The organism is Nocardia coffeae (genome assembly GCF_019890715.1).
Classification (GTDB): Bacteria; Actinomycetota; Actinomycetes; order Mycobacteriales; family Mycobacteriaceae; genus Nocardia; species Nocardia jiangxiensis.
On the sequence record NZ_JAINZY010000015.1, the window covers coordinates 109,038 to 132,663 of the forward strand.

Annotated in this window: 22 protein-coding genes; 8 read left to right on the forward strand and 14 right to left on the reverse strand. The window is 63.7% G+C overall.

The genetic code is table 11. The features are described from left to right. Positions 1 to 3: 3 nt before the first annotated feature. The 5 genes from K7711_RS38050 to K7711_RS38070 all read right to left on the reverse strand — a co-directional run bounded on the left by K7711_RS38050 (position 4) and on the right by K7711_RS38070 (position 4,372). Complete coding sequence (locus tag K7711_RS38050) at positions 4 to 1,041, reverse strand: phosphotransferase (protein WP_222976139.1); 1,038 nt, start codon at positions 1,039 to 1,041, stop codon at positions 4 to 6. After that, positions 1,041 to 2,105 carry a phosphotransferase family protein gene (locus K7711_RS38055; protein ID WP_222976141.1) on the reverse strand — a complete coding sequence of 355 codons (1,065 nt, stop codon included), beginning with the start codon at positions 2,103 to 2,105 and terminating at the stop codon, positions 1,041 to 1,043. Before K7711_RS38055 ends, K7711_RS38050 begins: the two co-directional genes overlap by 1 nt. Before the next feature lie 13 nt (positions 2,106 to 2,118). Beyond that, on the reverse strand, positions 2,119 to 2,811 hold the full coding sequence (locus tag K7711_RS38060) for a TetR/AcrR family transcriptional regulator (protein WP_308015130.1): 693 nt from the start codon (positions 2,809 to 2,811) through the stop codon (positions 2,119 to 2,121). Positions 2,812 to 2,814: 3 nt separating this feature from the next. Next, positions 2,815 to 2,976: a nitroreductase/quinone reductase family protein gene (locus K7711_RS49420; protein WP_372460225.1), complete on the reverse strand. Its 162-nt coding sequence runs from the start codon at positions 2,974 to 2,976 to the stop codon at positions 2,815 to 2,817. A 187-nt stretch (positions 2,977 to 3,163) separates the two neighbouring features. Next, entirely contained in the window at positions 3,164 to 4,372 is a 1,209-nt protein-coding gene (locus K7711_RS38070) for an amidohydrolase family protein (RefSeq protein ID WP_222976383.1), read from the reverse strand. Between the two features lie 568 nt (positions 4,373 to 4,940). Here K7711_RS38070 and K7711_RS38075 point away from each other — a divergent pair. The 3 genes from K7711_RS38075 to K7711_RS38085 are packed head-to-tail and all read left to right on the forward strand — an operon-like array spanning position 4,941 to position 8,521. Further along, positions 4,941 to 6,488, forward strand: a complete 1,548-nt coding sequence (locus K7711_RS38075) for an AMP-binding protein (protein WP_222976143.1) — start codon at positions 4,941 to 4,943, stop codon at positions 6,486 to 6,488. A 43-nt stretch (positions 6,489 to 6,531) separates the two neighbouring features. Continuing rightward, positions 6,532 to 8,160 carry an MFS transporter gene (locus K7711_RS38080; protein WP_222976145.1) on the forward strand — a complete coding sequence of 543 codons (1,629 nt, stop codon included), beginning with the start codon at positions 6,532 to 6,534 and terminating at the stop codon, positions 8,158 to 8,160. Then, the gene (locus K7711_RS38085) at positions 8,135 to 8,521 is read left to right on the forward strand and encodes a hypothetical protein (protein WP_222976148.1); all 387 of its coding nucleotides are present in this window, start codon (positions 8,135 to 8,137) and stop codon (positions 8,519 to 8,521) included. Before K7711_RS38080 ends, K7711_RS38085 begins: the two co-directional genes overlap by 26 nt. A gap of 166 nt (positions 8,522 to 8,687) precedes the next feature. Here the strand turns inward: K7711_RS38085 and K7711_RS38090 are convergent, their stop codons facing one another. Genes K7711_RS38090 through K7711_RS38105 form a run of 4 tightly spaced genes read right to left on the reverse strand, consistent with a single transcriptional unit; the run spans position 8,688 to position 12,264 of the window. Further along, positions 8,688 to 9,416 carry a GntR family transcriptional regulator gene (locus tag K7711_RS38090; protein ID WP_222976150.1) on the reverse strand — a complete coding sequence of 243 codons (729 nt, stop codon included), beginning with the start codon at positions 9,414 to 9,416 and terminating at the stop codon, positions 8,688 to 8,690. A gap of 10 nt (positions 9,417 to 9,426) precedes the next feature. Then, positions 9,427 to 10,698, reverse strand: coding sequence for a CaiB/BaiF CoA transferase family protein (locus K7711_RS38095; RefSeq protein WP_308015131.1), 1,272 nt, complete (start codon positions 10,696 to 10,698; stop codon positions 9,427 to 9,429). A 4-nt stretch (positions 10,699 to 10,702) separates the two neighbouring features. Beyond that, positions 10,703 to 11,884, reverse strand: a complete 1,182-nt coding sequence (locus tag K7711_RS38100; RefSeq protein ID WP_268929640.1) for a thiolase family protein — start codon at positions 11,882 to 11,884, stop codon at positions 10,703 to 10,705. After that, a complete protein-coding gene (locus K7711_RS38105) occupies positions 11,845 to 12,264 on the reverse strand; it encodes a Zn-ribbon domain-containing OB-fold protein (protein WP_222976154.1) in 420 nt (139 codons plus the stop codon). The genes K7711_RS38100 and K7711_RS38105 overlap by 40 nt, the downstream gene beginning before the upstream one ends. 229 nt (positions 12,265 to 12,493) lie before the next feature. Here K7711_RS38105 and K7711_RS38110 point away from each other — a divergent pair, with 229 nt between their 5' ends. From K7711_RS38110 to K7711_RS38125, 4 genes are read left to right on the forward strand one after another with little or no spacing between them, the layout of a single operon-like run. Next, positions 12,494 to 13,045: a type II 3-dehydroquinate dehydratase gene (locus K7711_RS38110; RefSeq protein WP_222976156.1), complete on the forward strand. Its 552-nt coding sequence runs from the start codon at positions 12,494 to 12,496 to the stop codon at positions 13,043 to 13,045. 11 nt (positions 13,046 to 13,056) lie between these two features. Beyond that, the gene (locus tag K7711_RS38115) at positions 13,057 to 14,379 is read left to right on the forward strand and encodes an MFS transporter (protein WP_222976158.1); all 1,323 of its coding nucleotides are present in this window, start codon (positions 13,057 to 13,059) and stop codon (positions 14,377 to 14,379) included. Beyond that, positions 14,380 to 15,216, forward strand: coding sequence for an alpha/beta fold hydrolase (locus tag K7711_RS38120; protein ID WP_222976159.1), 837 nt, complete (start codon positions 14,380 to 14,382; stop codon positions 15,214 to 15,216). It abuts the gene before it with no gap. Then, on the forward strand, positions 15,203 to 15,535 hold the full coding sequence (locus K7711_RS38125) for a DUF4286 family protein (RefSeq protein ID WP_222976160.1): 333 nt from the start codon (positions 15,203 to 15,205) through the stop codon (positions 15,533 to 15,535). The genes K7711_RS38120 and K7711_RS38125 overlap by 14 nt, the downstream gene beginning before the upstream one ends. 329 nt (positions 15,536 to 15,864) lie before the next feature. On the opposite strand, the gene K7711_RS38130 is transcribed toward K7711_RS38125, so the two are convergent. From K7711_RS38130 to leuC, 5 genes are all read right to left on the reverse strand, one after another. Continuing rightward, on the reverse strand, positions 15,865 to 16,095 hold the full coding sequence (locus K7711_RS38130; protein WP_222976161.1) for a hypothetical protein: 231 nt from the start codon (positions 16,093 to 16,095) through the stop codon (positions 15,865 to 15,867). Between the two features lie 194 nt (positions 16,096 to 16,289). Further along, on the reverse strand, positions 16,290 to 19,799 hold the full coding sequence (locus K7711_RS38135) for an indolepyruvate ferredoxin oxidoreductase family protein (protein ID WP_222976387.1): 3,510 nt from the start codon (positions 19,797 to 19,799) through the stop codon (positions 16,290 to 16,292). A gap of 27 nt (positions 19,800 to 19,826) precedes the next feature. Next, positions 19,827 to 20,600, reverse strand: coding sequence for an RraA family protein (locus tag K7711_RS38140; protein WP_222976162.1), 774 nt, complete (start codon positions 20,598 to 20,600; stop codon positions 19,827 to 19,829). Beyond that, positions 20,593 to 21,210, reverse strand: a complete 618-nt coding sequence (leuD, locus tag K7711_RS38145) for a 3-isopropylmalate dehydratase small subunit (protein ID WP_222976163.1) — start codon at positions 21,208 to 21,210, stop codon at positions 20,593 to 20,595. Before leuD ends, K7711_RS38140 begins: the two co-directional genes overlap by 8 nt. 4 nt (positions 21,211 to 21,214) lie before the next feature. Continuing rightward, complete coding sequence (leuC, locus tag K7711_RS38150) at positions 21,215 to 22,618, reverse strand: 3-isopropylmalate dehydratase large subunit (protein WP_222976164.1); 1,404 nt, start codon at positions 22,616 to 22,618, stop codon at positions 21,215 to 21,217. 205 nt (positions 22,619 to 22,823) lie between these two features. Between leuC and K7711_RS38155 the strand changes: the two genes are divergently transcribed. Next, positions 22,824 to 23,297, forward strand: a complete 474-nt coding sequence (locus K7711_RS38155; protein WP_222976165.1) for an Lrp/AsnC family transcriptional regulator — start codon at positions 22,824 to 22,826, stop codon at positions 23,295 to 23,297. Positions 23,298 to 23,626 lie beyond the last annotated feature (329 nt).

Consider the following 23,626-nt stretch of genomic DNA (forward strand, 5'->3'; position numbering starts at 1 on the left):
TGTTCAGACGCCGAGCAGGTCGAAGCTGGTGTGGCGGTCGACCGCGATCGAGAGCCGCCTGGTGAAGTGTTCGATGATCGGCCGGTCCACTGCCCGGGTTATCGCCCACATGAACATTCCGTAGGGCAGATACGAGCGATACATCAGCCAGGCGTGCTCCCGGCCCGGTGGAGGCGCACCGTAGGCGGCCAGCCGATCGAGATAGTGGTCGAGTAGGTCACGCTCGACACGAGCCAGTTCGTCCGGGTCCAAAACCGTCGCCAGGTGGTAGCCGACATCGAGCGCCCACACGCCACGCTGAACTACCTGCCAGTCGATGAGGCCGGGGCTGCCGTCTGCCAACTCGTAGATGTTCCCCGCGTGCAGGTCGCCGTGCACCAAACACATCGGACTCGTGGCAGCCGATGCCTCCATGGCGGCCATCGCACCGACGAGACGGTCGGCGCGGCGCACATCCAGCGAAATACCTTGCGCCCTGCCGTCATCGAGGAGTTGCTGGATCTGCTCGGTACTCATCAACCGAGCGAGAGACGCGAGGCGAGGCGGAAATTCCGCCGCCAGCGGCGCACCACTCGCACCCCATGTCGCGGCATGCAAAGCGGCGAGCTGGTCCAGAGTGCGGGCGGCTTGTTCAGCGCTGTAGCCGACGAGAGGGTCGAGAAACCTGGCCCCGGCCTCGACAAGATCATGCATCAGAATCAGTGCGTGTCCAGTATCAGCGTCGACGCCCGTGTAGACACACGGCGGGGTGCGCACTGGCAGGTCGTGCGCGACCAGGCGGTAGAAATCGGCCTCGGCACGGGTGCCACGGCGATGCGCCGGATCGAAGTAGCCCTTGGCGCACAAGGCGTCCGGGGCGGCGGTCTGTCGGGCATAACCGACCCGGAAGCGGACCTTGGTAGCGACCGTCTCCAACCGTTCGGTCACTTCGGTGTAGGTCGCGATGGCATCCGGGTAGCGCTGCGCCAGAACAGAACTGAGCCATTCAGTCGACAGTACGACCTGTTCGTCGTGCGGCGCCGGGCTGTTTGTCACGTCCATCAGAAATCTTTCGGCGCCGGGAGTCCGAGCAGTTCACATGCGCGGCCCAGATAGGAATACGGCCGCGCGTCCACCGGAGGCAGAGGCGCCAGGTATCGGGAGTGCAAACCGAGCAGCCCCGCCTTCACCCCCGCGAATACCTCGTGCCAGAGCAGATGATCGGCCTTTCGGCCGGTCATTTCCTGCCACACGGTAATCGTCTCCGCACGGGTGCCCAGCCCGTCGAGCCGGGGCACGCGTGCGCCGACACTGTGCGCCTCATCGAACAACAGCCACCAGCCCAGGTCTGCAACGGGACCGACGAACGACGCCTGCTCCCAGTCCATGACTCCGACCACGCGAAATTCGCTGTCGAACATGATGTTTCCGATCCGGGCGTCGCCCCACGACGGGCCCGCGGTGGTTTCGGGCGGCTGGTTGCTATCCAGCCAATCGAGGAGATACCGGACTGTGTCCGGGATCTCGTTACCCAGCGCCCACGTGGCGTAGCGGTTCCAGTAGGACAGGTGCTGCTGGATGCCGGTAACACCGTGCTCGGGCCGTTGCACGACCGAGAGCTCGGCGGCGGGTACCCGATGGATCGCGGCCAGCTGGGCCATGGCGTCCTCCCACAGGACCCGGCGCTGCGCCGGGGTCGCCTCGAGTAGCCAGCCCGTCGCGTTGTACACCGGCATGCTCACCGGAACGCGTCCACGCATTCGTCGCATTACATAGAACGGCCGGCCGAGGATCGACGAATCCTCCTCCAGCCATAGGGCTTCCGGGACACGCACCGTACCGTTCTGCCACAGGGCCATCAGAATGTCGTATTGCATCCTGAATCTCGGCTCCATGAACATCTGATGTTCCGGAGCAGGAGCAATCCGCACTACGAGTTCCTCGACCGTATTCCCGTATCGGGCACGAAAGAGGATGGTCTCGTTCGAGACACCCGCACCCTGCGGGTAGGTGAAATCATCGATGGCTACGGTGCCGACGTCGAGCCGAGCCGCCAGCCACGGCCGCAGGGCGGTGGCGGTCGCCGCGAGATCACGGCCCTTGGAGAAAACAGGCGCTTGCCGCATTACTTGTGCCTCATTACATTTCAGTGAATCGGCCACCGAAGGCGGCCAGGCAGAACGACCAGGTGCGTTCGGCCGTCTCGTCGATGCCGCGGGGCGCCGGAGCAAACGCGTAATGGTGGAATACCGACATCACCAGCTTCGTCGCCAGCCAGGCATCGGTGGCCGGATCGTTGGGCCGCAGCACACCCGTGGTCGCGGCCTCCCGAAGTTCTCGTTCTATCAGATCTGCGAAGGGCTGGTTCGCCTTCGCCATCTCGTCCGGGAACAGTTGATGCAGGCGCCAGTGCTCAGCGGTAACAGCTCGCGGGCCCGGGCCATCATCGTCCCGCAAGGACATGAGCGTGTCGCCGATGTAGACGCGAAGGCGCGCAACAGGATCCGGTAGCTCACGGGCAACCGCCTCGGCCTCCGCCGCCCGTCGGGCGATGACGTTCTCGAAAACGGCCAGTAGCAGTTGATCCTTACCAGCGAAGTGGCGGTAGAAGGTCTGCAGTGCGATGCCTGCTTCCTTCGACAGCTCCTGTGTGGTGAATGCGGATCCCCGGACCTGCAGCAACCGCTCTGCCGCGGCGACGATCGTCTGCGCCTGTGCGATACTTCGCGCGCGTGATCGTCGTACCGATTGAGATTGTTTCGCGGCTCGATCGGCCCAGGGCTGCGAGGATACCTCGATACTGTCGTCAACCGGTGAATTCTGCGTGTTCACAGTTCATCTCCTCTCGCGCCGCTGAAGTACGACTATCGGGATCACTCGACTCGTGCGTGCCTGATAGACGTCGTAGTTCGGCCAATATCCGGTCGCGATGTCCCACAGGGTTGCCGCTCCGCCGGGGATTCCGTCCGTGCGACGGACACCTGGATCTCCAAACACATTCGAACGCGGAGATCCAGATCAGAGCTGATAAAACCCGAGTGCCGGTCCACTCGTGGCCGACCTCGCCGTCGGTCTCCCGGTACCTTGCGACGTGCAAGGCGCCGACGAGGGTCAGGTCGGGCGTGCGGTAGTCGGGTGCGTCCATGGTGTCTGTCCTACGATGCACCCTTGGTCGCCACCGCGGTCATGCCTTCGCGAGAACCGGTGGTTCGGCTGGAGTGAAGCGATACAAGCGCTCGGCATTGCCGCGCAGGATCTTGTATTGGGTCTCCGGTGGCAGGTGACCGATGTGCTTCTTGACTACCTCGATACAATTCGGCCAGGTCGAATCGGAGTGCGGATAGTCGGTTTCGCACATGATGTTGTTCTCGCCGATCTCGGCGATGCTACCGATGCCGTGGCCATCCTCGATAAAGCAGCCGAAGATGTGGTCGCGGAATGTAGCGCGGATATCGAGGCTATCGAGATCGACATTTCGGCTCACCGCGTGGTCATTGAACTGGACTCCCTTCTTCACCCAATGACGCTGCTTGTCCAGGACCTGTTCGGCGCGCTCGAGGAAGTAGGGCATCCATCCGATCTCTCCCTCCGACAATGCGATTCGCAGTTGCGGGAACCGCTGGAACATGCCGCTGAACAACCAGGACAGCATCGCACCCGAGGTGCGCGTCGCACCCCAGGCCAGATTGGCCAGGAACGGGGCGTCCGGTGCGATCTGCGGGACAGTCGACGACGAACCGACGTGCATCGATACGACCATCTCCAGATCGTTCGCCGCGGCCATCACCGGATCCCAGTATCCGCCGGCATCGTGGATGGTGGGCAGACCTATCGGGGCCGGGTTTTCCGAGAACGCGAAGGTTGTCGCACCCTTGCCCGCACAGCGTTCCAGTTCTGCGACCGCTAGTTTCGGGTCCCACAGTGGGATGAGGACGAGTGGGATATATCGGCCCGGTGCTGCGCCGCACCACTCCTCGATCAACCAATCGTTGTAGGCCCGCAGGCAAACCAAGCCGAAGTCGCGGTCACTGGCTTCCATGAACAACTGCCCACAAAATCGCGTGACCGTCGGGAAGCACAGGGAGGCAAGGATTCCCGCTTCGTTCATATCCTCGATACGAGCTTTGGAATCGTAACAGCCGGGCCGCATCTCGCTGTACGGCAGCGGCTCCGGGCTGAACTCCTCCTTCGACTTCCCGACGACCGCGCTCAGACCCGAGGTGGGATAGCGCTTACCGTCGTAGATCCAGTAATCCATGCCACTCTCGTCGGTTTCCATGTGAGGCGCACGATCCCTGTCGGCACGCGATACCCGGTCGATCCACAACGTGGGCGGCTCGAGAATATGGTCGTCCACCGAGATCAGCCAATCGAGTGACGGGTTGGAGGACATGATTGCTCCCTGAGTTTGTAGGCGCCTGGGGTTGATGCCCTGCGTGCCCGCGATGGACAGCAACGCTCCCGCGACCGGAACGAAGACCCACTGCGCAAGCTCGACCGGACGTACACCGTTGAACGCTTCGCCGTTCAACTGGTACCTCCAGACCGCCGCATCTAGAGTGTGGATCTACTAGACGGTAGAACATGACTCTCGTTTTGGGAAGTGCCACTTTGGAGCGACGTGGCGAGGGTGCTGATCCGATTTCTCAGCGATACAAGGGATCTGATGATCATCCGTGTCGCGATGACCGACGGGCATGCGAGCCATGGAGGGCTCCGCGAGGTCCTTTCCGCTCGGTCACGGTACGACCCGCGCGAGAATGAACCTCTCCAAAAATTCTGCGATTCCTCACACTCGAACAACATCTCCGTTCTACTCTCAGGTAGATCCGCGTTATGTGGCGGATGTTCAGGAGGTTGCCTCGCGGCGGACGGCCCCGCGTTCCGACCTCTCGCTATCACTTGGCAACGACATGACGGTCCCCACCGTGTCCGTGTGCCTCGATTCTGGAGCTTCGATCATGCGCACTGTCCCCACTGAACTGGTCAAACGGTACGAAGATGAGGGGTGGTGGACCCGCGATACTCTCGGCGGACTGCTGGCGCGCGGACTGGACGCCGCACCTGAGACCGGTTTCCATGTCCATTCAGAGGTCCGCCCTTACTGCGGGACCTTCCGGGAGGTCGAACGCACAGCCCGCCGACTGGCCGCCGGTCTGCGCGCCCGCGGTGTCGGCCCCGGCGACATTATCGCCTGTCAGCTGCCCAACTGGATGGAGGCCGCCGCAACCTTCTGGGCCGCAACGTTTCTCGGCGCGGTGATAGTGCCGATCGTGCACATTTACGGCCGCAGGGAGGTCAGCTATGTCATCGACACGGTGCGACCGCGTGTCTTCGTGACCACCGACCGATTCGGATCGATCGAGTACGACCCCGGGACGTACGCGGATGTGCCGATCATCGGTGTCGTCGGCAGCACCGACTCCGATACCAACTTCGATCGTCTACTGAACGACGAGCCGTTCGTCGGCGCCGCCGAGGTCGACCCGGCCAGCCCGGCACTGATTGCCTTCACCTCCGGCACCACCCGGGCACCGAAGGGCGTCCTCCACAGCCACCAAACGCTCGGATGTGAGGCTCACCAGCTGGCCGAACACTTCCCGTCTGACGTCGGACCCCAGCTCATCGCCGCGGCCGTCGGCCATTTCATCGGCATGCTCGGCGCCTTCTTCATCCCCATCCTGGAGGGCTTCGCGATCAACCTCGTTGACAGGTGGAATCCGGAACACATCCTGGCGCTGATGTCCGCCCACGGGGTGACCGTCGGCGGCGGCGTCCCTTACTACATGACCAGCCTGGTCGACCATCCAAATTTCGCGGCCGAGCACCTGCGCCTCATGAAGTACGCGGGCATGGGCGGCGCCTCGGTACCGATCCCGGTCGTCGAACAGCTGACCGAGTTCGGCGTGATCGTCTACCGCTCCTACGGCAGCACCGAACACCCCTCCATCACGGGTTCCTACAGCACCGACCCGGCGGCCAAACGCCTCTACACCGACGGTCCGCCATTTCCCGGTGTCGAGATCCGTCTCACCGGAGACGGCGAAATCCTCAGTCGTGGACCAGATCTGTGCCTCGGATACACCGACGACGCGCTCACCGCGAAAGCCTTCGACGCCGAGGGCTGGTACCACACCGGCGACATCGGCGTCCTCGACGAGGACGGGTTCCTCACCATCACCGACCGCACGGCGGACCTGATCATCCGCGGTGGCGAGAACATCAGCGCGCTGGAGGTCGAGGAGGTACTGCTCACCATGTCCGGCATCGCCGAAGCTGTCGCCGTCGCCGCACCCGACCATCGGCTGGGCGAGCATGTCGCCGCCGTGGTGCGGCTGAAACCGAACGCCACCACTCCCACCCTGGAAGATTTGCGCGCGCACTTCGCCGAGTCGGGCCTGGCCAAGCAGAAGTGGCCCGAGGAGATCCATACCGTCGAGGAACTCCCGCGCACTCCCAGCGGCAAAGTACAGAAATACCGCATCCGCCAAGGCTTCTCCGAAGCGTGAGCAAGTCGTAGCTCTCTCCCCCGACCCTCGCGATGGAGTTCCCATGTCCACTACCGAACCCAGACCTACCCCGGACAGCCTCGACACCCCGGTCGACATCGACACCGGCAGACTGGATCACGCATCCCGCAGACGTGTCTTCGCGGTGCTAGCGATCATCATCCTCTACACCGAGACCGTCCCGCTGCAGTACGCCATGGTGGCCCCCGCGCTGCAGAAGATCTCCGGCACCTTCCCCACCGTCGGCGCCAACATCAGCTGGTCGATGATCATCCTCGGTCTCGTCGGCGCCGCCGCAACTCCACTGCTGGGCAAGGCCAGCGACATCTGGGGAAAGCGGCGTCTATTCCTGATCTGCGGGGTCCTGTTTCTTGCCGGCTGTGTCATAGACGCGCTCACCAGCAATTGGACCCTGTTCTTGATCGGCCGTGGCCTATCGGCCTTCTCGGTCGCCACCCAGGCGATCGCCTATGGCCTGATCCGAGACCTGATTCCCCGCAGATACATTCCCGTCGGCATCGCCATGGTCGGCGCCGGCTTCGGTTTCTCCGGCGGCATCGCCCCACTGCTCAGCGGCGTCCTGGTCGACCACTTCGGCTGGCGTTCGATGTTCTGGTTCCTGGCGATCTTCACGCTCGTCCTGACTCCATTGGTGCTGGCCGTGGTGCCGGAGACCAAGATTCGCGTGCGGGAACGAATCGATCCGCTCGGCGCGGTTCTCCTTTCGGCAGGCGCCTTGTTCACGCTGCTCTATCTCGACAACGGTGGGCATTGGGGCTGGACTCGACCCGCCACGCTCGCATGGCTCATCGTCGGACTGCTGCTGTTGGCACTGTTCTTCGTCGTCGAACTTCGTGTCAGCACACCCATCATGGACATGCGGCTGCTGCTCAACCCGAAAGTCAGCCTCGTACTGTTGATGACGCTCTTCGGCTGCGGATTCACCGGTGTGCAGCCGGTGGTAGTTGGTTACATGACTCAGACTCCCGATGCCGACAGTCTGCGCCAAAACATTGTCGCAAGCACCGTCGCCCACACCCAGCAGGCAAGCGGCACCGTCCTGCCCCCGCATCTCGTGCATGTGAGCTTCGACCCCGGCTACACGTACGGCAACGGATTCACACTGCTGCAGTTCGGCCTGCACATCGGCATATGGGTCGGTGTGATCGGCGCGATAACGGGCCTGCTGGGCGGCGCGCTCGCCCGCCGCATCGGCGCCCGCATCCCCGCCATCATCGCATTCGCGCTGCTCGTCCTCTCCGCGATCGGATACATTGCCGCCGAATATAGCTGGTCCACCTACCTCGTTCTCGCCCTCATCGGCAGCGCCGGGTTCGGCTTTTTCTACGCCGCCGTCCCCAATCTCATCGTCGAAGCCGTACCTCCCCAGCAACAAGGCGTCAGTGCGGGAATGCTCGGCGTCACCATGAGTCTGGGCACAGCCAGTGCCATCGCGATCACTTCCGCCATGCTGAACAGCCCGGTCGTCGCACATATCGAGGTAGCGGGCCACACCACCGCGCAAGCCCTCCCTCAGGTATTCACCGACTCCGGCTACACGCACGGCTTCATATACCTGCTGGTAACCGTCGCGATCGCTCTGACCATCGCCATTCTGATGCGCCATGGCCGAACACCGACCACAGGTGGATCCACGACCGGAAGTCCTTGATGTTCGTGTCGGATGTCGTTGCCGTGTCACCGACCACGAATCGTTGCGGGAGATCGGCCGCGACGATTCGTGGTCGCGGCCCTGCCCCGATCCCACCGGCGCCGCACTGGCCGGGTTGCTCGCCTTCCGCGCCAGCCGCGTGCGGAAACTGATCACGTTGCAGGTCACTCATATTCGCGACGGCCGCCTGCACCTGGCCGACCGCATCGTCCCTCTTGCGGAACCTGTCCGACAACGACGACCAGTATTTGACCTCCGGAAGCTCGACAAACTCAACCTCGCGCCCGCTCGCATCGAGGCCGTGGTCCTCGCTGTTTTTCAATATCAGGACCGGAGACGAGCACCACGAAATCGCCGTTGACCGCGGTGATCTCGGGCACCTCGACCACGTTGGGATTCTCGACGGAAGCGACGAACTCCGGAGAACGCGATACTCACGGGAGCTCAGTTCCGTCCGTAGCCGTCAAACCGAAGCGTTTGTGTAGCGGGTCAGGTTGGATACGAGGACGTGGGCTCTGCCGCTGGACTCAGATGAGGGAAGACTTCAGAGCGCGAAGCGAGCTGCGGACAAGAGATCTGGCCAAGGCGCCGGCGAGTTCGCTGTCCTCCTCACGGAATGCCCGGACAAGCCGGGCGTGATCCTGCGCCGAAAGCGTCAGCTGTCCCGGGAGGGCGAGCGTCAGGTAACGGAATCGCAGTACTCGCAGCCCGAGTGAGTCGACTGTTCGCTTCAGCAGGGGGTCGCGGGCCAGCTCACCGCACGTGTCATGAAAATCCACATTGGCCCAGAAGTACCTCGCGACGTCATCGTTGTCGGCCGCTTGTTGCATGACGGCCATATGTTCCGCGACGCGGTCGATGTCGATGGAGTCCGAGCAGTTGGCCACTCTCTCGGAGATCACGCCGTAAAGCTGGCCGAGTAGCAGATAGGCGGACTCGATCTGGGCGGTGTCGAGGCCGGCGACGCGAGGCCGACGACGAGCTGGGAGCTCGACGAGTCCTTCCCTCTCCAGCAGTCCGAGCGCTTCCCGTATCGGCGTGCGGCTCGTGGAGAATCGCGTGGACAGATCCACAGAGTTGAGATCTGATCCGGGAAGGCGCGTGCTGGTGATGATCTCCTGCGCGATCTGCTCGGCGATTTCGAGGACGAGCGAGTCCTGCCGTTCGCCGTTGTCCAGGAACCGGCGGAGAAGTCCGGGCGGTACCACGAGGCGCTCCGCCGCGGTGTGCTGGGCGGGTTCGGGCGCCAGAGTCATGAGGTGAACATTACCCATCGGACGCCGCCCCGCTGGCGATGGATGCGCCCGGTGAGCTGGGCTGTGGCGCGATCACGACGCCGTCCTCGGCGAGGCGGTCGATTTCCTCCGTAGACATACCGAGGACGCCGGTGAGGATGTCCCTGGTGTGCTCGCCGAGTGCGGGCGGGTACCGCATCGCGACGCGTTCTCGGCTACGGAACACGATGGGGGTTCCGAGAACCTCCACACTACGTCCGTCGGCGTGTGCCAGCTTCAGCACCATGCCCCGCCCGTCGCTTCGCGCATCGGCGAGTGCCTCGGGCACGGATTTGATCAGTGCGGCCGGGATGCCGCAGTCAGTGAGACGGACGAGCCATTGCTCAGCGGGTAGCGTCGCGAAGCGGGGTTCGATCTGGGCCCAGAGCGAGTCCCGATGCCTCAATCGTGCCCGTGGGTTGGCGTACCGCTCGTCGGCCGCGAGCTCGGGGAGCTCCAGAACGTCGCAGAGGTCACGCCACATCCGTTCAGTGTTCGCGGTGACGGCGATCTCGTGTCCGTCAGAGCCCGCGAAGGTCCGATAGGTGGGTATGGAGTCGTGGCGGCTGCCCTGTGGTGCGGGGGTGGTTCCGCTGATCAGGCTGTACACGGCCTGGTAGGACAGGAGAGCGAGCTGCCCGTCCAGCATCGATGCGTCGATCCAGTCACCGATGCCGGTGCGGTCCCGCTCGACGAGCGCGGCGAGCAGTCCGATCACGGCGTACAGCCCCGCGACGATGTCACCCGCGGGGACGCCGAGTCTGACGGGGCTTCTGCCAGGCTCACCGGTCAGGCTCATGACTCCCGAGAGTGCCTGCACGATCATGTCGTACGCCGGAAGACCTGACCGGGGGCCGTCCTGACCGAAGCCGCTGATGGACACCCAGATCAGCTCTGGACGGCGGGCTCGGCTGCGAGCAACGTCGAGTCCCAGCCTGCCCAGCGCTCCGGGTCGGAGGTTCTCGACGACTACGTCGACCTGGTCGATGAGGCGTTCAACGAGATCACGGCCCTTGACGTCTTTCATGTCAATGGCGACACCGCGTTTGTTCCGGTTGTTGGCGAGATAATAGGCGCTGTCGTCAGCGACGAAATGGGGTGGCAAGCCACGTGTCATATCACCGGAGAGGGGCTCGACCTTGATCACCTCGGCGCCGAGGTCACCGAGGAGCTGGGTCGCCGATGGGCCCGAGAGGAATGACGTCAGGTCCAGGACCGTGATCCCGGTCAGCGGACCCGCTGATCGGCTGCGTGCTGCGGACACCAGCTCATCCCTCGCCTTCGAAAACGTGGATGCAGCACGAGCCGTGGTCGAGCCCGGCGAGGCCGCCTCCCGTCACGTGTGTCATCGCCCAGTGGCTGTCGACAACTTGCCGTTGGCCGGCCTGCCCGGTCAGCTGCCAGAAGGTCTCGACGACCTGGGCGACGCCCGAGGCGCCGACCGGATGCCCACGCGAGAGCAGTCCTCCGCCCGGATTGACGACGACCTTGCCGCCGAGGGATGTCGCTCCGGACTGCAGGAACGCGACAGCCTCGTCGCCCTCGCACAGGCCGAGTGCTTCGTAGTAGACCAGCTCGGCAACAGTGAAGGCGTCGTGCATCTCGACCACATCGAGGTCATCGGACGTGATTTCGGCTTGCGAGAAGGCATCGCGGGCACTGTGCATCGTGATCTCCGGGCGGAGCATGTCCCGGAATCCTGTCGCCAACGTGCCGGAGTGCAGGACCGAAGCAGCGACACGCATCGAGGGGCCGGGCAAGGCGGCGCGGACATCGTCCGACACGACCAACACTGCGGCGGCGCCGTCACCGGTGGGGCAGCACTGGAGCAGCGTGAGCGGATCGGCGATCGGTCTCGACGAAAGGACCTCATCGATGGTGGTCTCGGTTTTGACCTGGGCGTACGGATTGAGTGCGCCGTGTCGACGCGCTTTAACGGCCACCTGCGCGAGATCCTCGACGCGCGCTCCACGCTCGTACATGTAGCGGCGGGCTCGCATCGCGTAAACGGCGGGCATCACAATCCCCGCCGCGGCCTCGACGTCTTCCTCGACGAGAGGGATAGCTCCTCCGCCGAACTGTGTCAGCTTGTCGACGCCGAGCACCAGGGCTATGCGCACGTCGCCTGCCGCGACGGCCGAGGTTGCGAGGTGTAGTGCGGTGGCACCGCCCGAGCAGGCATTCTCGACGTTGACCACGGGAAGCCCACCCATGCCGAGATCCCGGCTCACCCGCTGGCCGGTCAGCAGGCCACCGAAGCTGCTCGCGCAGTAGACCCGGTCGATCTCGCCGCGGTCGATCCCTGCGGATCCGAGTGCGGCCATGACAGCCGGTACTCCAAGCCCCGAGTGGCTACTTTCGCGATGACGGCCGAAGGGGATCATCCCGGCTCCGACGACGTTTACATTCGTCACTGCGCGTCCTCCTCGAGGATCGGTTGGAAGGTCCATCCGCCTGCGGCGTCCACCGCGAGGGCGACCGGGCAGTCGGGTTCGAGTGCGGTGAGTTCGCCACCGAGGGTCGTTAGCACGCGCACGTCGCCCGGAAGGTCGATGTAACCCACCGTGTAGGGGACCTGGCGCGTCGAGGAGACGTGAACCGTCGTCCACGAGTACAAGCGCCCAACCGGTCCGAATCGATGGTTGTCGATCTTGGTGGCGAGGCAGTTCGGACACACTGAGCGCGTCGGGAAGAAGGCCAGTGCGCAGTTGGTGCAGACGCCACCTTGCAGGAACGGGCCGGTCGCGGGATCCACGACAACTGTGTGTTCGCTCGCGTTGAGATCGCGCAGCGGGGGTGGTGGGTCGGCCGCCTGAGTGGGTCGCGTCATTGTCGATCCTCCGTAGATGGGTTGCGTTAGCGCCTGAGCACCGCAACGCTAGCAAGCCGCTTCGCATTCTGTCGACACTTTCTCCCTCTATAGATTTACTTGCAGCTTGTTTCAGGTCTCATTTCGACAATCTCGCACAAAGTGTCGACAGAAACTCTCCCGGTATGAGAAAGTTTCAGAGCTCCCGCGGTACGAGCCGCGGATCGCACACTCAATGAGGAGGAGTTCCATGACTGACTCGCACGAGGGCCTGCGCGAGTTGCGCGAACCCGGAGCGCGCCGACACCGGATCGCGTTGATAGACGGGCCGAACATGTCGAATCTGGGCGCGCGCAGCCGACGAATGTACGGTCCTATCGAGTCACTCGACGCCCTGCACAAGTACGTCACCAGCTGGGCGGACGTCCTCGGCGTCGAACTCGAGGTCTTCTCCTCGAACTACGAGGGCGCGATCCTCGAGTTCGTGCATGGTTCGGCGGCGTCCGTCGACGCCTACCTGATCAATCCTGCCGGGCTGACCATCCACGGCTCCGCGACCCGGCACGCCCTGCTCGAAACGCAGCGACCCTACGTCGAGGTGCATTTCGCCAACGCGCAGGGCAGCGCCACGTCAGATCGCGGCCCGGTCTTCGGACGTGCCGACTCGGTGTTCACCCCCACCGCGACCGGCCTGTGCATGGGCCTGCGGCAGTACAGCTACATCGGCGCCCTGGTCGGACTCGTCCTGTCGCTGGACGACGCTGACTTCCTCGCTCCCTCAGCCCATCTGCCCAAGCCCTAGGCAGGTATGCAATGGCAGTCAACTCCCCTGACCACCGAGCGCAGCGACGGGCTGCCGTCGCCGGCTTCGCGGCGAGCACCATCGAGCTGTACGATTTTCTGCTCTACAGCACGATGGCAGCCTTGGTCTTCAACCACGTCTTCTTTCCCGCCTATTCGTCTGGGACCGGCGTTCTCGCGTCGTTCGCGACGCTTGCCGTCGGATTCCTCGCCCGCCCCCTTGGGAGTGTGCTGCTTGGGAGGCTGGGAGACCGCATCGGGCGCCGCCGAACCCTCGCGATCTCATTGAGCCTCATGGCGGTGAGCAGCGTCGGCATCGGTGTTCTACCGACGTATAAAACCATCGGTTTCGCCGCTCCAGTGTTGCTCGTCCTGTTCCGGTTGATACAGGGGCTTGCTCTCGGTGGGGAATGGGCCGGCGCGGCCCTGACTCTCGTAGAGCACGCCCGTCCCGGCCGTCGCCATCTCATGGGCAGTGTCGTCCAGATGGGTGCCTTCGGGATCGTCCTTTCGACCCTGGCCACCAGCCTGAGCTCCACCATCTCCGGACCGGACTTCCTGGTCTGGGGCTGGCGACTACCGTTCCTGTTCAGCGTCGTGCTGTTCGGCCTCACGTTCTGGATCCGCTCCAGAATCGATGACAGCCCTGAGTACACCGCGGCAAAGAAGGCTGCCAGCTCTTCGTCGATCGGACTGCGGACCGTTCTGCGCACGCACTGGCGGCCGATCGCGCTGGCGACCGGGCTCGCCGCTGTCGGCAACGTCGTTTATTACACGATCTCGACGTTTGGGCTCAGCTTCGCAACAACGCAGGGCGGCATGGACCGCTCCGCCGTACTCGACGCGCTGCTCGTCGCTTCGGTGATCTACACGGCCTGCATCGGACTTGCGGGATGGCTCGCGGACCGGTGGGGCCCGCGACCGGTGTTCTTGGTCGGCGTCGTTTCCTGCGCGGTCATCTCGTTGTTCTTCTTCGACCTGTTGATGCGAGGCTCGGTACTCCTGGTCGGCGTTGCGTTCACCATCTACCTCTGCTTCGCCCACGCGACGGTTCAAGCTCCACAGGCGGCTGTGTTCGTCGCCCAGTTCCCTCCGCTTTCGCGCTACACCGGCGTGGCGCTGTCCCAGGCTCTGCCAACGACCCTCATCGGCGGAACCGCACCGTTCATCGCGCAGTTGCTTATGAATACGACTGGATCGACCTGGTCGATCTCCGCATACATCGTGGCCGTGTCAGCTGTCGCGTTCGGGTGTGCCATCGCGCTCACACGCCGGTCCGGGGCGACAGGCTGGGCATCCGAATCGGTGGCTGCTCCTGTAAGCGAGCCGGCCTAGATGGGCGGCTTCAACACAGTCCTCGGGGGTTTTCCTACCTGGGTACACTGCCACGGATCTGATGGTGAGGACGTCGTTGTCGCCCTACACTCACTCGGCCTCGACGGTGCATCATTCGACAGCGTGGCCAAGCGACTGCTCACACAACGACGACTCCTCGTACTGGCGCCCGACCTTCGCGGACATGGCCGATCGAGAGCGCCGGCCGCCTCGATCGATCTCGACGCCTTGGCCGACGACGTCGTCGAGCTGGCCCGCCGACAGCACCCTCGGCGTGTCCACCTCTTCGGAACCTCGATGGGCTCTGTAGTGGCCCGGCTTGCCGCGGCCCGTGATCCACGACTGTTGAAGAGCGTGACGCTCGCCGCGAGCCCACCGTACGCGGCTCCAGCCGTTGCTCGGCGCGGAGATGGCGTCCTCGTCGACGGGATGGCCTCCGTCATCAATGACACTCTCGCGCGGTGGTTCTCCCCGCACGTGCGCGAGATCGACGATCCCGGTGTGCGCTACGCAGCCAGGACCTTAATCGACATGGACCCTCGTGCATGGGCAGCAAGTTGGGAGGCGATGTCACGCTTCACCACGCCAGCAGCGCTATCGCACGTTCCGGTCGCCTGCATAGCCGGGGCGCTCGACGAGTCGACCCCGCCGGCCGCCGTACAACAGACCGCCGGCCTGGCCGGCCCGCACGCGAGCATGGTGGTGATTCCCGGTGCGGGCCATCAGATCAATCTGGAGCAGCCCGAGGCCGTCGCCGATGTGCTGTGCCAGGTCATCGAACGGTCCGAACAAATTTGCCATGATCGAGACGAAGGAGCCGATATTGGAAGCCATTGATCGCCCGCCCCCGCGCGGACTACTGCTCGCGTCCATGGACGTTGATCCCGCGAAGGAGGCCGAGTTCAACCGTTGGTACTGGGAGGAGCACTTCCCAGAGCGGCTCGCCTGCCCCGGATTTCAGTGGGGCGCCCGGTTCCGGGCCACCGATGGCCCACCTAGATACCTCGCCCTGTACCTGTTGGACAACCTCGAGGTGCTCGACGGACCCGCCTACGGCGCGATCGCAGGTCCGAGCGAGTGGACGCGCAGAATCCTGCCGCACACAACAGGTCTCGTGCGTAAGACTTACGAGTATCTGGAGCCCCCAACCGGTTGAGCAGCCGACACCTTGGTGGCTCTGTCCGCGAACTATGAACTCAGTCGTTCGCGAATGCCAACGGCAGAGCAGGTCAAGAACTCAGCCCAGCATGTCTCACCTGGAACGCGCAGTAGCCGATGAGGGGCACTCCAGCACGAGCATGCAGGGACTGTGACCGATACCAGCCAGCGTGCGAGGTTGCGAACCAGCTGAGCCCCATCTGGACACCAGATGGGGCTCAGAGGCTACTTGCGACACCGCCGAAGAATGGGGCTGCTGCACGGGGAGGTGACACTGTCACCCGATCGTGCAGCAGCCCCGGGCAGCGACAAGGCCGGGTACCTTCACTACCTGGGTGCCGCGACCGCCGCGGCGGTAGCCCGCTGGGCGTCGTGACGCACGACGAGTGCGAGATCCACGGTGCGCGTGATGGTTTCCTCGTCACGTCGGGCGGTGACGAGGAGCTTGCCTGCGATCGAACCGGTTTCGGCTCCAGTAGCGATCGTGCTGGTGAGGACCTCGACGCCGCGCGCCCGCCCGACAGCACCCCCTGGCTCGGTCCAGCTGACGGAAATCATGAGTCAGGTTGCGCAAGGCGCTCTCGCTGTCCACGAACAACGCCTTCTACCGCCTGACCGTGCCGTCAAGATTTGTGAACAACTGCCGTCGGCGATGACGAACAGAGCTACTTCAGTGAACATCGATATCTCGATCTTTGCATTTCACCAGGACGATGAAATCTCTTGGTCTACAGTCAAGTTCAGTAAGAATGTCACCGAATATCATGCATCCGGTCCGGCGTATGCAGGTACGCAGCGAGGCGGTCCGACATTGTGCGCTTGTAGGCGTCGACGTTGTCTAGCTTGATCTGTTCATAGCCGCGGATCTTGTCCGGGAGTTCGGCGACCTCCAAGGCAGCGGCCAGATTGTCCGGGCTGAGCGTGGCGAGCAGTAGTTCGATGGTTTCCCGATACTCAGTGATCAGTGCGCGTTCGGTGCGGCGGACGCGATGATAACCGAAGACATCGAAACGGGTGCCCCGGATACGGCGCAGCTGATATAGCATGCGCATGATTGGCATGGCCCATGGACCGATGCCGATTTTGTCTTTCAACCCCATGGCACGCAGGACCGGTGGGTGCAGCCGGATCGATCGCTTGGCGCCTTGACCGAAAGCCGCCTGCACTTCCGCATCGAAGGCGGGATCGAATATCAAGCGCGCCACCTCGTATTCGTCCTTATATGCCATCAACTTGTAAAGGTATTTGGCGACAGCTTCGGAGAGGGCTGTCGAATCGCCGATCGTTGCGGCCTCGCGCTCTCGGACCCGTTCGACGAACTCGGCGTATCGGCTTGCGTACGAGGCGTTCTGGTAGGCGATGAGGTCAGCGGCGCGAAGTTCGACCAGGCGGGCAAACTCCGAACCCGGCAACGCACGCACAGCCGATGCGATGCCTACTGCCCGCGAATCTCGCCGGACCGGGAGTACCACCGCGCTGCGAGCGGCCGCAATCGCACCCATGACGGCATCGGGATCGGCGAATGTGTGGCGCCCGCGGCGGAAAGCCTGGAGGTTGGTGGCGACCACAGCGCCATTGAGTTCGATTGCACGTTCGATCGCGTCGGCCGAAATCGGCAGTACGCCAGCCTGGAAGGCGCCCCCTACCAAGAGCATATTGGCGAACTGCTCGTCGCCGAACAGATCCCGAGATAGTTTTGCCGGGTCGAAGTAGATTGCGCGAGAAACAGTTTCGTCGATCGCAGTCCGAATCTGCGTCCGCTGCGGGAATTGCACGGTGGTATCGGCAACCATCGCGCCGGTGGGGACTTCGGTTGTCGACACCACAGCGACTGTGTGGACGGGGTCGGCGACCTTCAGGTTCGCCGGATCGGTCGCGACCAGCGAGTCGCATGCCAGATACAGCCCGCAGCGGCCCTGGCCGATTTTGGCCGCATGGTCCAAAGGTTCCCGACTGATCTTGAGGTCGGAGATGACGGCGCCGCCCTTTTGTGCGAGCCCGGTCTGATCCAGGCTGCGCACGAACTTGCCATCGAGAACTGCTGCGGTGGCCAGGATCTGCGCCACAGTAACGACGCCCGTGCCACCAATGCCCATGATCCGCATCCCGAATTCGCCGTCCAGCGCACCGGTTTCGGGACTGTCGAGGACATCGGCGGAAATATCGACAACCGCGGCTCGATGCCCACCGTCACTCGGGGTGACCGTCACGAAAGAGGGGCAGTCGCCTTTCAGGCAGGAGAAGTCGAGGTTGCACGAGGACTGGTGGATGGCTGTCTTGCGACCGAATTCAGTGTCGACGGGCTGCACGGATAGACAGTTGGATTTCTCACCGCAATCACCGCACCCTTCGCAGATCCGTTCGTTGATCATCACCCTGGTGGCCGGGGTCTCTGCAGTGCCCCGTTTACGTTTGCGGCGTTTCTCAGCCGCACATTCCTGATCGTGGATGAGCACGGTGACACCGGCGATCGCGGACAGTTCTCGCTGCACATCGATAATCTCGTCCCTGTCCCTCACAGCCACACCCGCGGGCAACCTCAATGCCTTCACCCGGTGGATATCCTCGGTCGTGACAACGACCTTCTGCACCCCTTCGCTGAGCAGAAGTCGTGTCAGCCGGTCCAGTGACATGGCGCCGACGGGGTCCTGACCTCCGGTCATGGCGACGGTGGCGTTGTAGAGCAGTTTGTAGGTGATGTTCTCTCCGGAGGCAACTGCCGCTCGCAGGGCCAGGCTGCCGGAGTGCGTGAAGGTGCCGTCGCCGATGTTCTGGACGAAATGGTTTTCGTTCAGGAACGGAGCCATCCCGAGCCATTGGGCACCTTCACCACCCATCTGAGTTAGCCCCAGGATGTCACCGACTTGCTTGTCGTCCATCATCAAAACCATGGCATGGCAACCAATTCCGCCACCGATAAGGCTGCCCGGCGCAACCTTGGTGGAGGAATTGTGCGGACAGCCGGAGCAGAAGTAAGGCGTGCGAGTGAGCAAAGGAAGCGCAATGCGGGATCGGCGAGGCCGCTGCTGCCACCGCTGGGCCGGCTCGATTCCGTATTCGCCGCCCAACCGCCGCGCCAGTGCACCGGCGACCTGGTCGACGTCGAGTTCGCCGAACGCGGGAAATAGCGGCTCTCCGCTGCTGTCGGTTTTGCCGACCACTCGCGGCGACCTCGGATGTCGGTAGAGAACCTCCTTCACCGCCGCCTCGAGAAACGGGCGCTTTTCCTCCACGACGATGATCTCGTCGAGGCCCTCGGCGAAGCGGGCGACGATCTCCGGATCCAGGGGATAAATCATCCCGAGTTTCAAGATCCGAATGCCGTACCGACGCAGGCCCGCATCATCGATCCCCATGACGGACAACGCCTCACGGAGATCGAGATAGGTCTTGCCCGCGGTGACGATGCCGATTCGGTCGTCGGGTCCGGATTGCACGATCCGGTTGAGCTGGTTGATGCGAGCGTAGTCGAGGGCACGAGGCAGTCGGTCAACGACTTGGCTGCGCTCCAACGTCAGCAGGTTGGCACCCACCAGTTTGGCACTCGGCGTGTAGACGCTCGGACCGAACTCGCCGAAATCGGGCAGATTTCGGTCGGGGTGCACGACTGCGGTTGATGCGCCGTCGGCAACGGCAGTGACGATCTTGAGCGCCGACCACAGACCGGTGAAACGGGACAGATAGGGCGCATGCAGCCCGAAATCGAGGACCTCCTGGGGGTCGGCCGGGTACAGGGTCGGGATCAGCAGATCGGCCAGGGCGAACTCGGAGGCTCCGGCGAGGCTGGACGACTTGGCGCCAGGATCGTCACCGACGAACGCGACCGCCCCGCCCTGGGGGTCTGTGCCGACAAGGTTGGCATGGCGGAGCGCGTCGGCCGCGCGATCGAGCCCGGGCGACTTCCCGTACCAATAGCCGGTCACGCCATCGGGCCGCATCCGCCCGTACTGCGGCGCCAACTGAGTACCGAGCACCGAGGTGGCGGCGAGCTCCTCGTTGACCGCCGGGCGATGCACGATGTCGAACCCATCGAGATGGCTTCTCCTGCGCGCAATTTCGATATCATAACCAGCCAAGGGTGAACCCTCGTAGCCGGAGACGAAAGATGCCGACGACACCCCCCGCCGGCGATCGAGGATGGCGCGGTCACGCAGGATCCGAACGAGTGCCTGGATCCCGCTCAGGTACACCGTCCCCTCTTCCCGCACATAGCGGTCATCGAGGCTGAATGCGGCTGCCGGGTCGTACAAGGTAGGCAAGATTGTTCCTTCGATCGAGGACCGTCCGGATTACGCAGGGCTGGTGCCCGCGCCGAGCCCGGCGACGAGATCTTCCAAAGATGTTGCAGCGGCGATCTTTTCGATGAATGCGACTTCAACGCGGTTAGCGTTCTCACAAAATTCGACGACTCGCGGCACCTCAGCGAACGGGATGACGCAGATCCCGTCGATATCGGCAACGATGTAGTCGCCGGGCCGGACCAGATGGCCGCACAGTGCTACCGGTCCGTTGAGTTCTACCGTCTCGTAACGGTATCGAGCCGCAGCGGGCCGGCGGACGGCGCTCCATACCGGCAGGCCGGTGTTCCGGATGGATGCGGTATCGCGGATGGCGCCGTCGATCACACATCCACCCAGCTCGGCTTTGGATGCCCAGCGAGCGGACAGCGCTCCCATCACGGCCCCCGTTCTTGATTGCGAGCAGTCCACCACGCCTACGTCCCCGGGATGAGCAAGACCGTAGAGATCCCGGTCGCCGAAGATCATTCCGGCCCCACTGGTGCGATTGCCTGTCACATCTCCGCCCAGCGGAATGTAACGCAGGGTGACGGCCGGCCCGCACAACCGGGAGGTGTCCTGGATCGGTTCGAGCTCTCGGGATCCGATCACGGCCCCGATGCCGAATTGGTCCAGCGCATCGGCCACCGCCGACGCGGTATCCGGTATCGCCAGCAGCCTGGCCGCGAAATCCCCATCATGCCGCGGTATTTCGGTATCGACGACGATCGATTCCGGTACCGCACCCAGCATGCGTCTGCTGGCTTTTCGATCGGTATCAGGCACGGCTCGGCTCCGCACGCTCGGCCCGCCGCGTGGTGGGCAGTGTGCAGCGTCTGGCCGCTTCGTACGCCCGGATATCAGCGATGCGCTCCAGGGTCAGACTGATATCGTCGAGCCCCTCGAGCAGCCGTCGACGGGCATCGTCATCGAATTCGAACGGGTAGGCGCGATCGCCTACGCGGACCTCGCGGTGCACCAAGTCCGCGGTGACCGGAATGCCGGGCCGGGCTTCTACGCTGGCCCACAGCAACTCGACGACACTGCGATCGAGCTCGATGGTCAGCAGTCCGTTCTGCAGAGAATTGCCGCGGAAGATATCGCCGAAACGGGGGGCGATGACCGCCTTTATCCCGTAGCCCTGCAGTGCCCAAACCGCCATCTCGCGCGACGAACCGGTGCCGAAGTTCTCGTCGGCGATCAGTATCGTCGCATCGCGGTAGGCGGGCTGGTTGAGGACGAAGTCCGGATCCGCCCGCCAGTCGTGCATCATTGCATCGCCATATCCGTCCTTGGTGACCAGTACGGCGAACCGGCCAGGGACGAGCTGATCGGTGTCGATGTTCGAAATCCGCAGCGGTGCTGCAACTCCCGTGTGCGAAGTGAAGATTTCCATGGCCTCAGCCCTCCAGATCGGCTGGTGCCGACAACCGGCCCGTGATCGCGGTGGCAGCGGCCACCGACGGTGAAACAAGATGTGTCCGAACACCGGGTCCCTGACGGCCCTCGAAGTTCCGGTTGTTGGTCGACGCGATGCGACGACCAGGACTCGAGCGGTCCTCGTTGAGTCCGATACACATCGAACAGCCGGAGTAGCGCAGCGGCGCCCCAGCAGCAGCGAAGATCTCGTCGAGTCCCTCGTTAATCGCCTGTCTGCGAACCGCTTCCGAGCCGGGCACGACCAATACCCGCACGCCTGACGCGATTCGACGTCCGCGCCACACGGCGGCCACCTCACGCAGATCCTCGATCCGGCCGTTGGTACACGATCCGATGAAGACCGCGTCTATGGCGATATCGCGTATGGCCGTACCGGGTACCAGGTCGATATATTTCAGCGCCCGCTCTGCGGCCGCTCGCACAACCGGGTCGCCGAAGGATTCCGCGCTGGGCACCGTCGCATCGATCGGAACCGATTGGGCCGGGTTCGTCCCCCAGGAAACACGAGGCGTGACCGTGGCGGCGTCGAGATGAATCTCCTTATCCCATAACGCATCCGAATCGGAATGAAAGGTCCGCCAGTACGCCGCCTCGGCGTCGAACGCCGCGCCATCCGGCACGTGCGGCCGGCCACGAAGATACTCGATCGTCGTCTCGTCGGGCGCGACCAGGCCGGCCCGCGCTCCGGCCTCGACGGACATATTGCACACCGTCATCCGAGCTTCCATCGACAGGGCGTCGATAGCCTCACCTTGATATTCGATGACGTGGCCCTGGGCTCCGTTCGCACCGATCCGCTCGATGATCGCGAGGATCAGATCCTTCGCGGTGGACCCGGCCGGCAGGCGGCCCTCCACTATCACGCGCATATTCTTCATCCGCTTCATGGGCAGGGTCTGGGTGGCCAGCACATGCTCCACCTGACTGGTGCCGATCCCGAAGGCGAGGACGCCGAACGCACCGTGGGTGGTGGTGTGCGAGTCGCAGCACACCAGTGTCATCCCGGGCTGAGTCAAACCCAACTCCGGGCCGATCACGTGCGCTATGCCACGCTCACGGTCCCCCAGGGAGTACAGCTCGATGCCGAAATCCCGGCAGTTGCGACGCATGTGGCCGAGCTGTTCGGCCGCACCCGGGCTGGTGATCTCACGCAGCACATCGTCCGTCGGAGTGTTGTGATCTTCGGTGCCCAGCGTCAGTTCCGGCCGCCGCACGGTGCGGCGCGACGCACGCAGACCTTCGAATGCGACCGGGGTGTTGACCTCGTGCAGCAGATGCATATCGATGTAGATCAAGTCCGGCTCGCCCTCGGCGGCCCGCACGATATGGCTGTTCCATATCTTCTCCGCAAGCGTGTAACCCATAGCCGCGGCGCTCCTTCCCATTCCCGTCCCGGCCGGTCTCGACGCGATTCCGCGTCGGATCGACTGTGATCCAGAACATAGACATGGCGCTACCATAGGTCGAACAAGTGCCAGGATTTTGGAGCCAAGTGCTCAATAGTGCAGCCGATATCCCCTACCAGTTGCGCAATCGGCCCAACGATTCCCAGTCTCGCAAGGAGCAGCCATGGAACACTTCGACAAGCTCGATCTCGACATCCTCCGCCTCATTGTGGAAGAACCTCGCGCGGGCGTTCGCGAGTACGCGCGCCGGCTGAACATCGCCAGGAACACCGCCCAGGCCCGGATCACCAAACTGGAAAACTCCGGCGTCATCGTCACTTGGCGGCCACAGATCAACCCCGCCCCGCTCGGCTACCCCGTCGCGGCCTATGTGCACGTCCACATCATGCAACGACAGTTCGACCAGACCATCGCGCGCCTCGAGACGATCCCCGAGCTTATCGAAGCCAATACCGTTGCCGGAGAAGGCGATCTACTATGCCGGTTCGTCGCACGCGACAACGGGCACCTCGAAGAGGTGCTGCGAGCCGTGCTCGAGACGCAGGGGGTCGTGCGGATCCGGTCGGAGATCGTCTTGAACCGGCGACTGTGGCCGCGCGTGATCCCGCTCATCGAAAAGCTCCGTCCGCACGCGTGATTCCACGATTCACACCCGGTACCGCAAACCATGCACCATGAACCAATCGATCCGGCGAAGCTGTGCCACTAAGCCATTGGTATACCGATCGGCACTGAGGATGTACCGGGTTGAGCAAATGGCCCCTTTCTACCTGCAACCATTGCTCGTGTGACAGCCGTCACCTTCAATAGCGGGACGTGGCGAGTCGTAGCCCCCGCCACCGGCACCGGCGAGTAGCGCCGCGTGCGGCCACCACCGCCGAAAGGCGCGTTGGGTGATGCCGAGCAACCGAAAGGGCAGAACTTCCGATGGTCCATTCCTCATCGTCCGCAACGCGTCTACGGCGG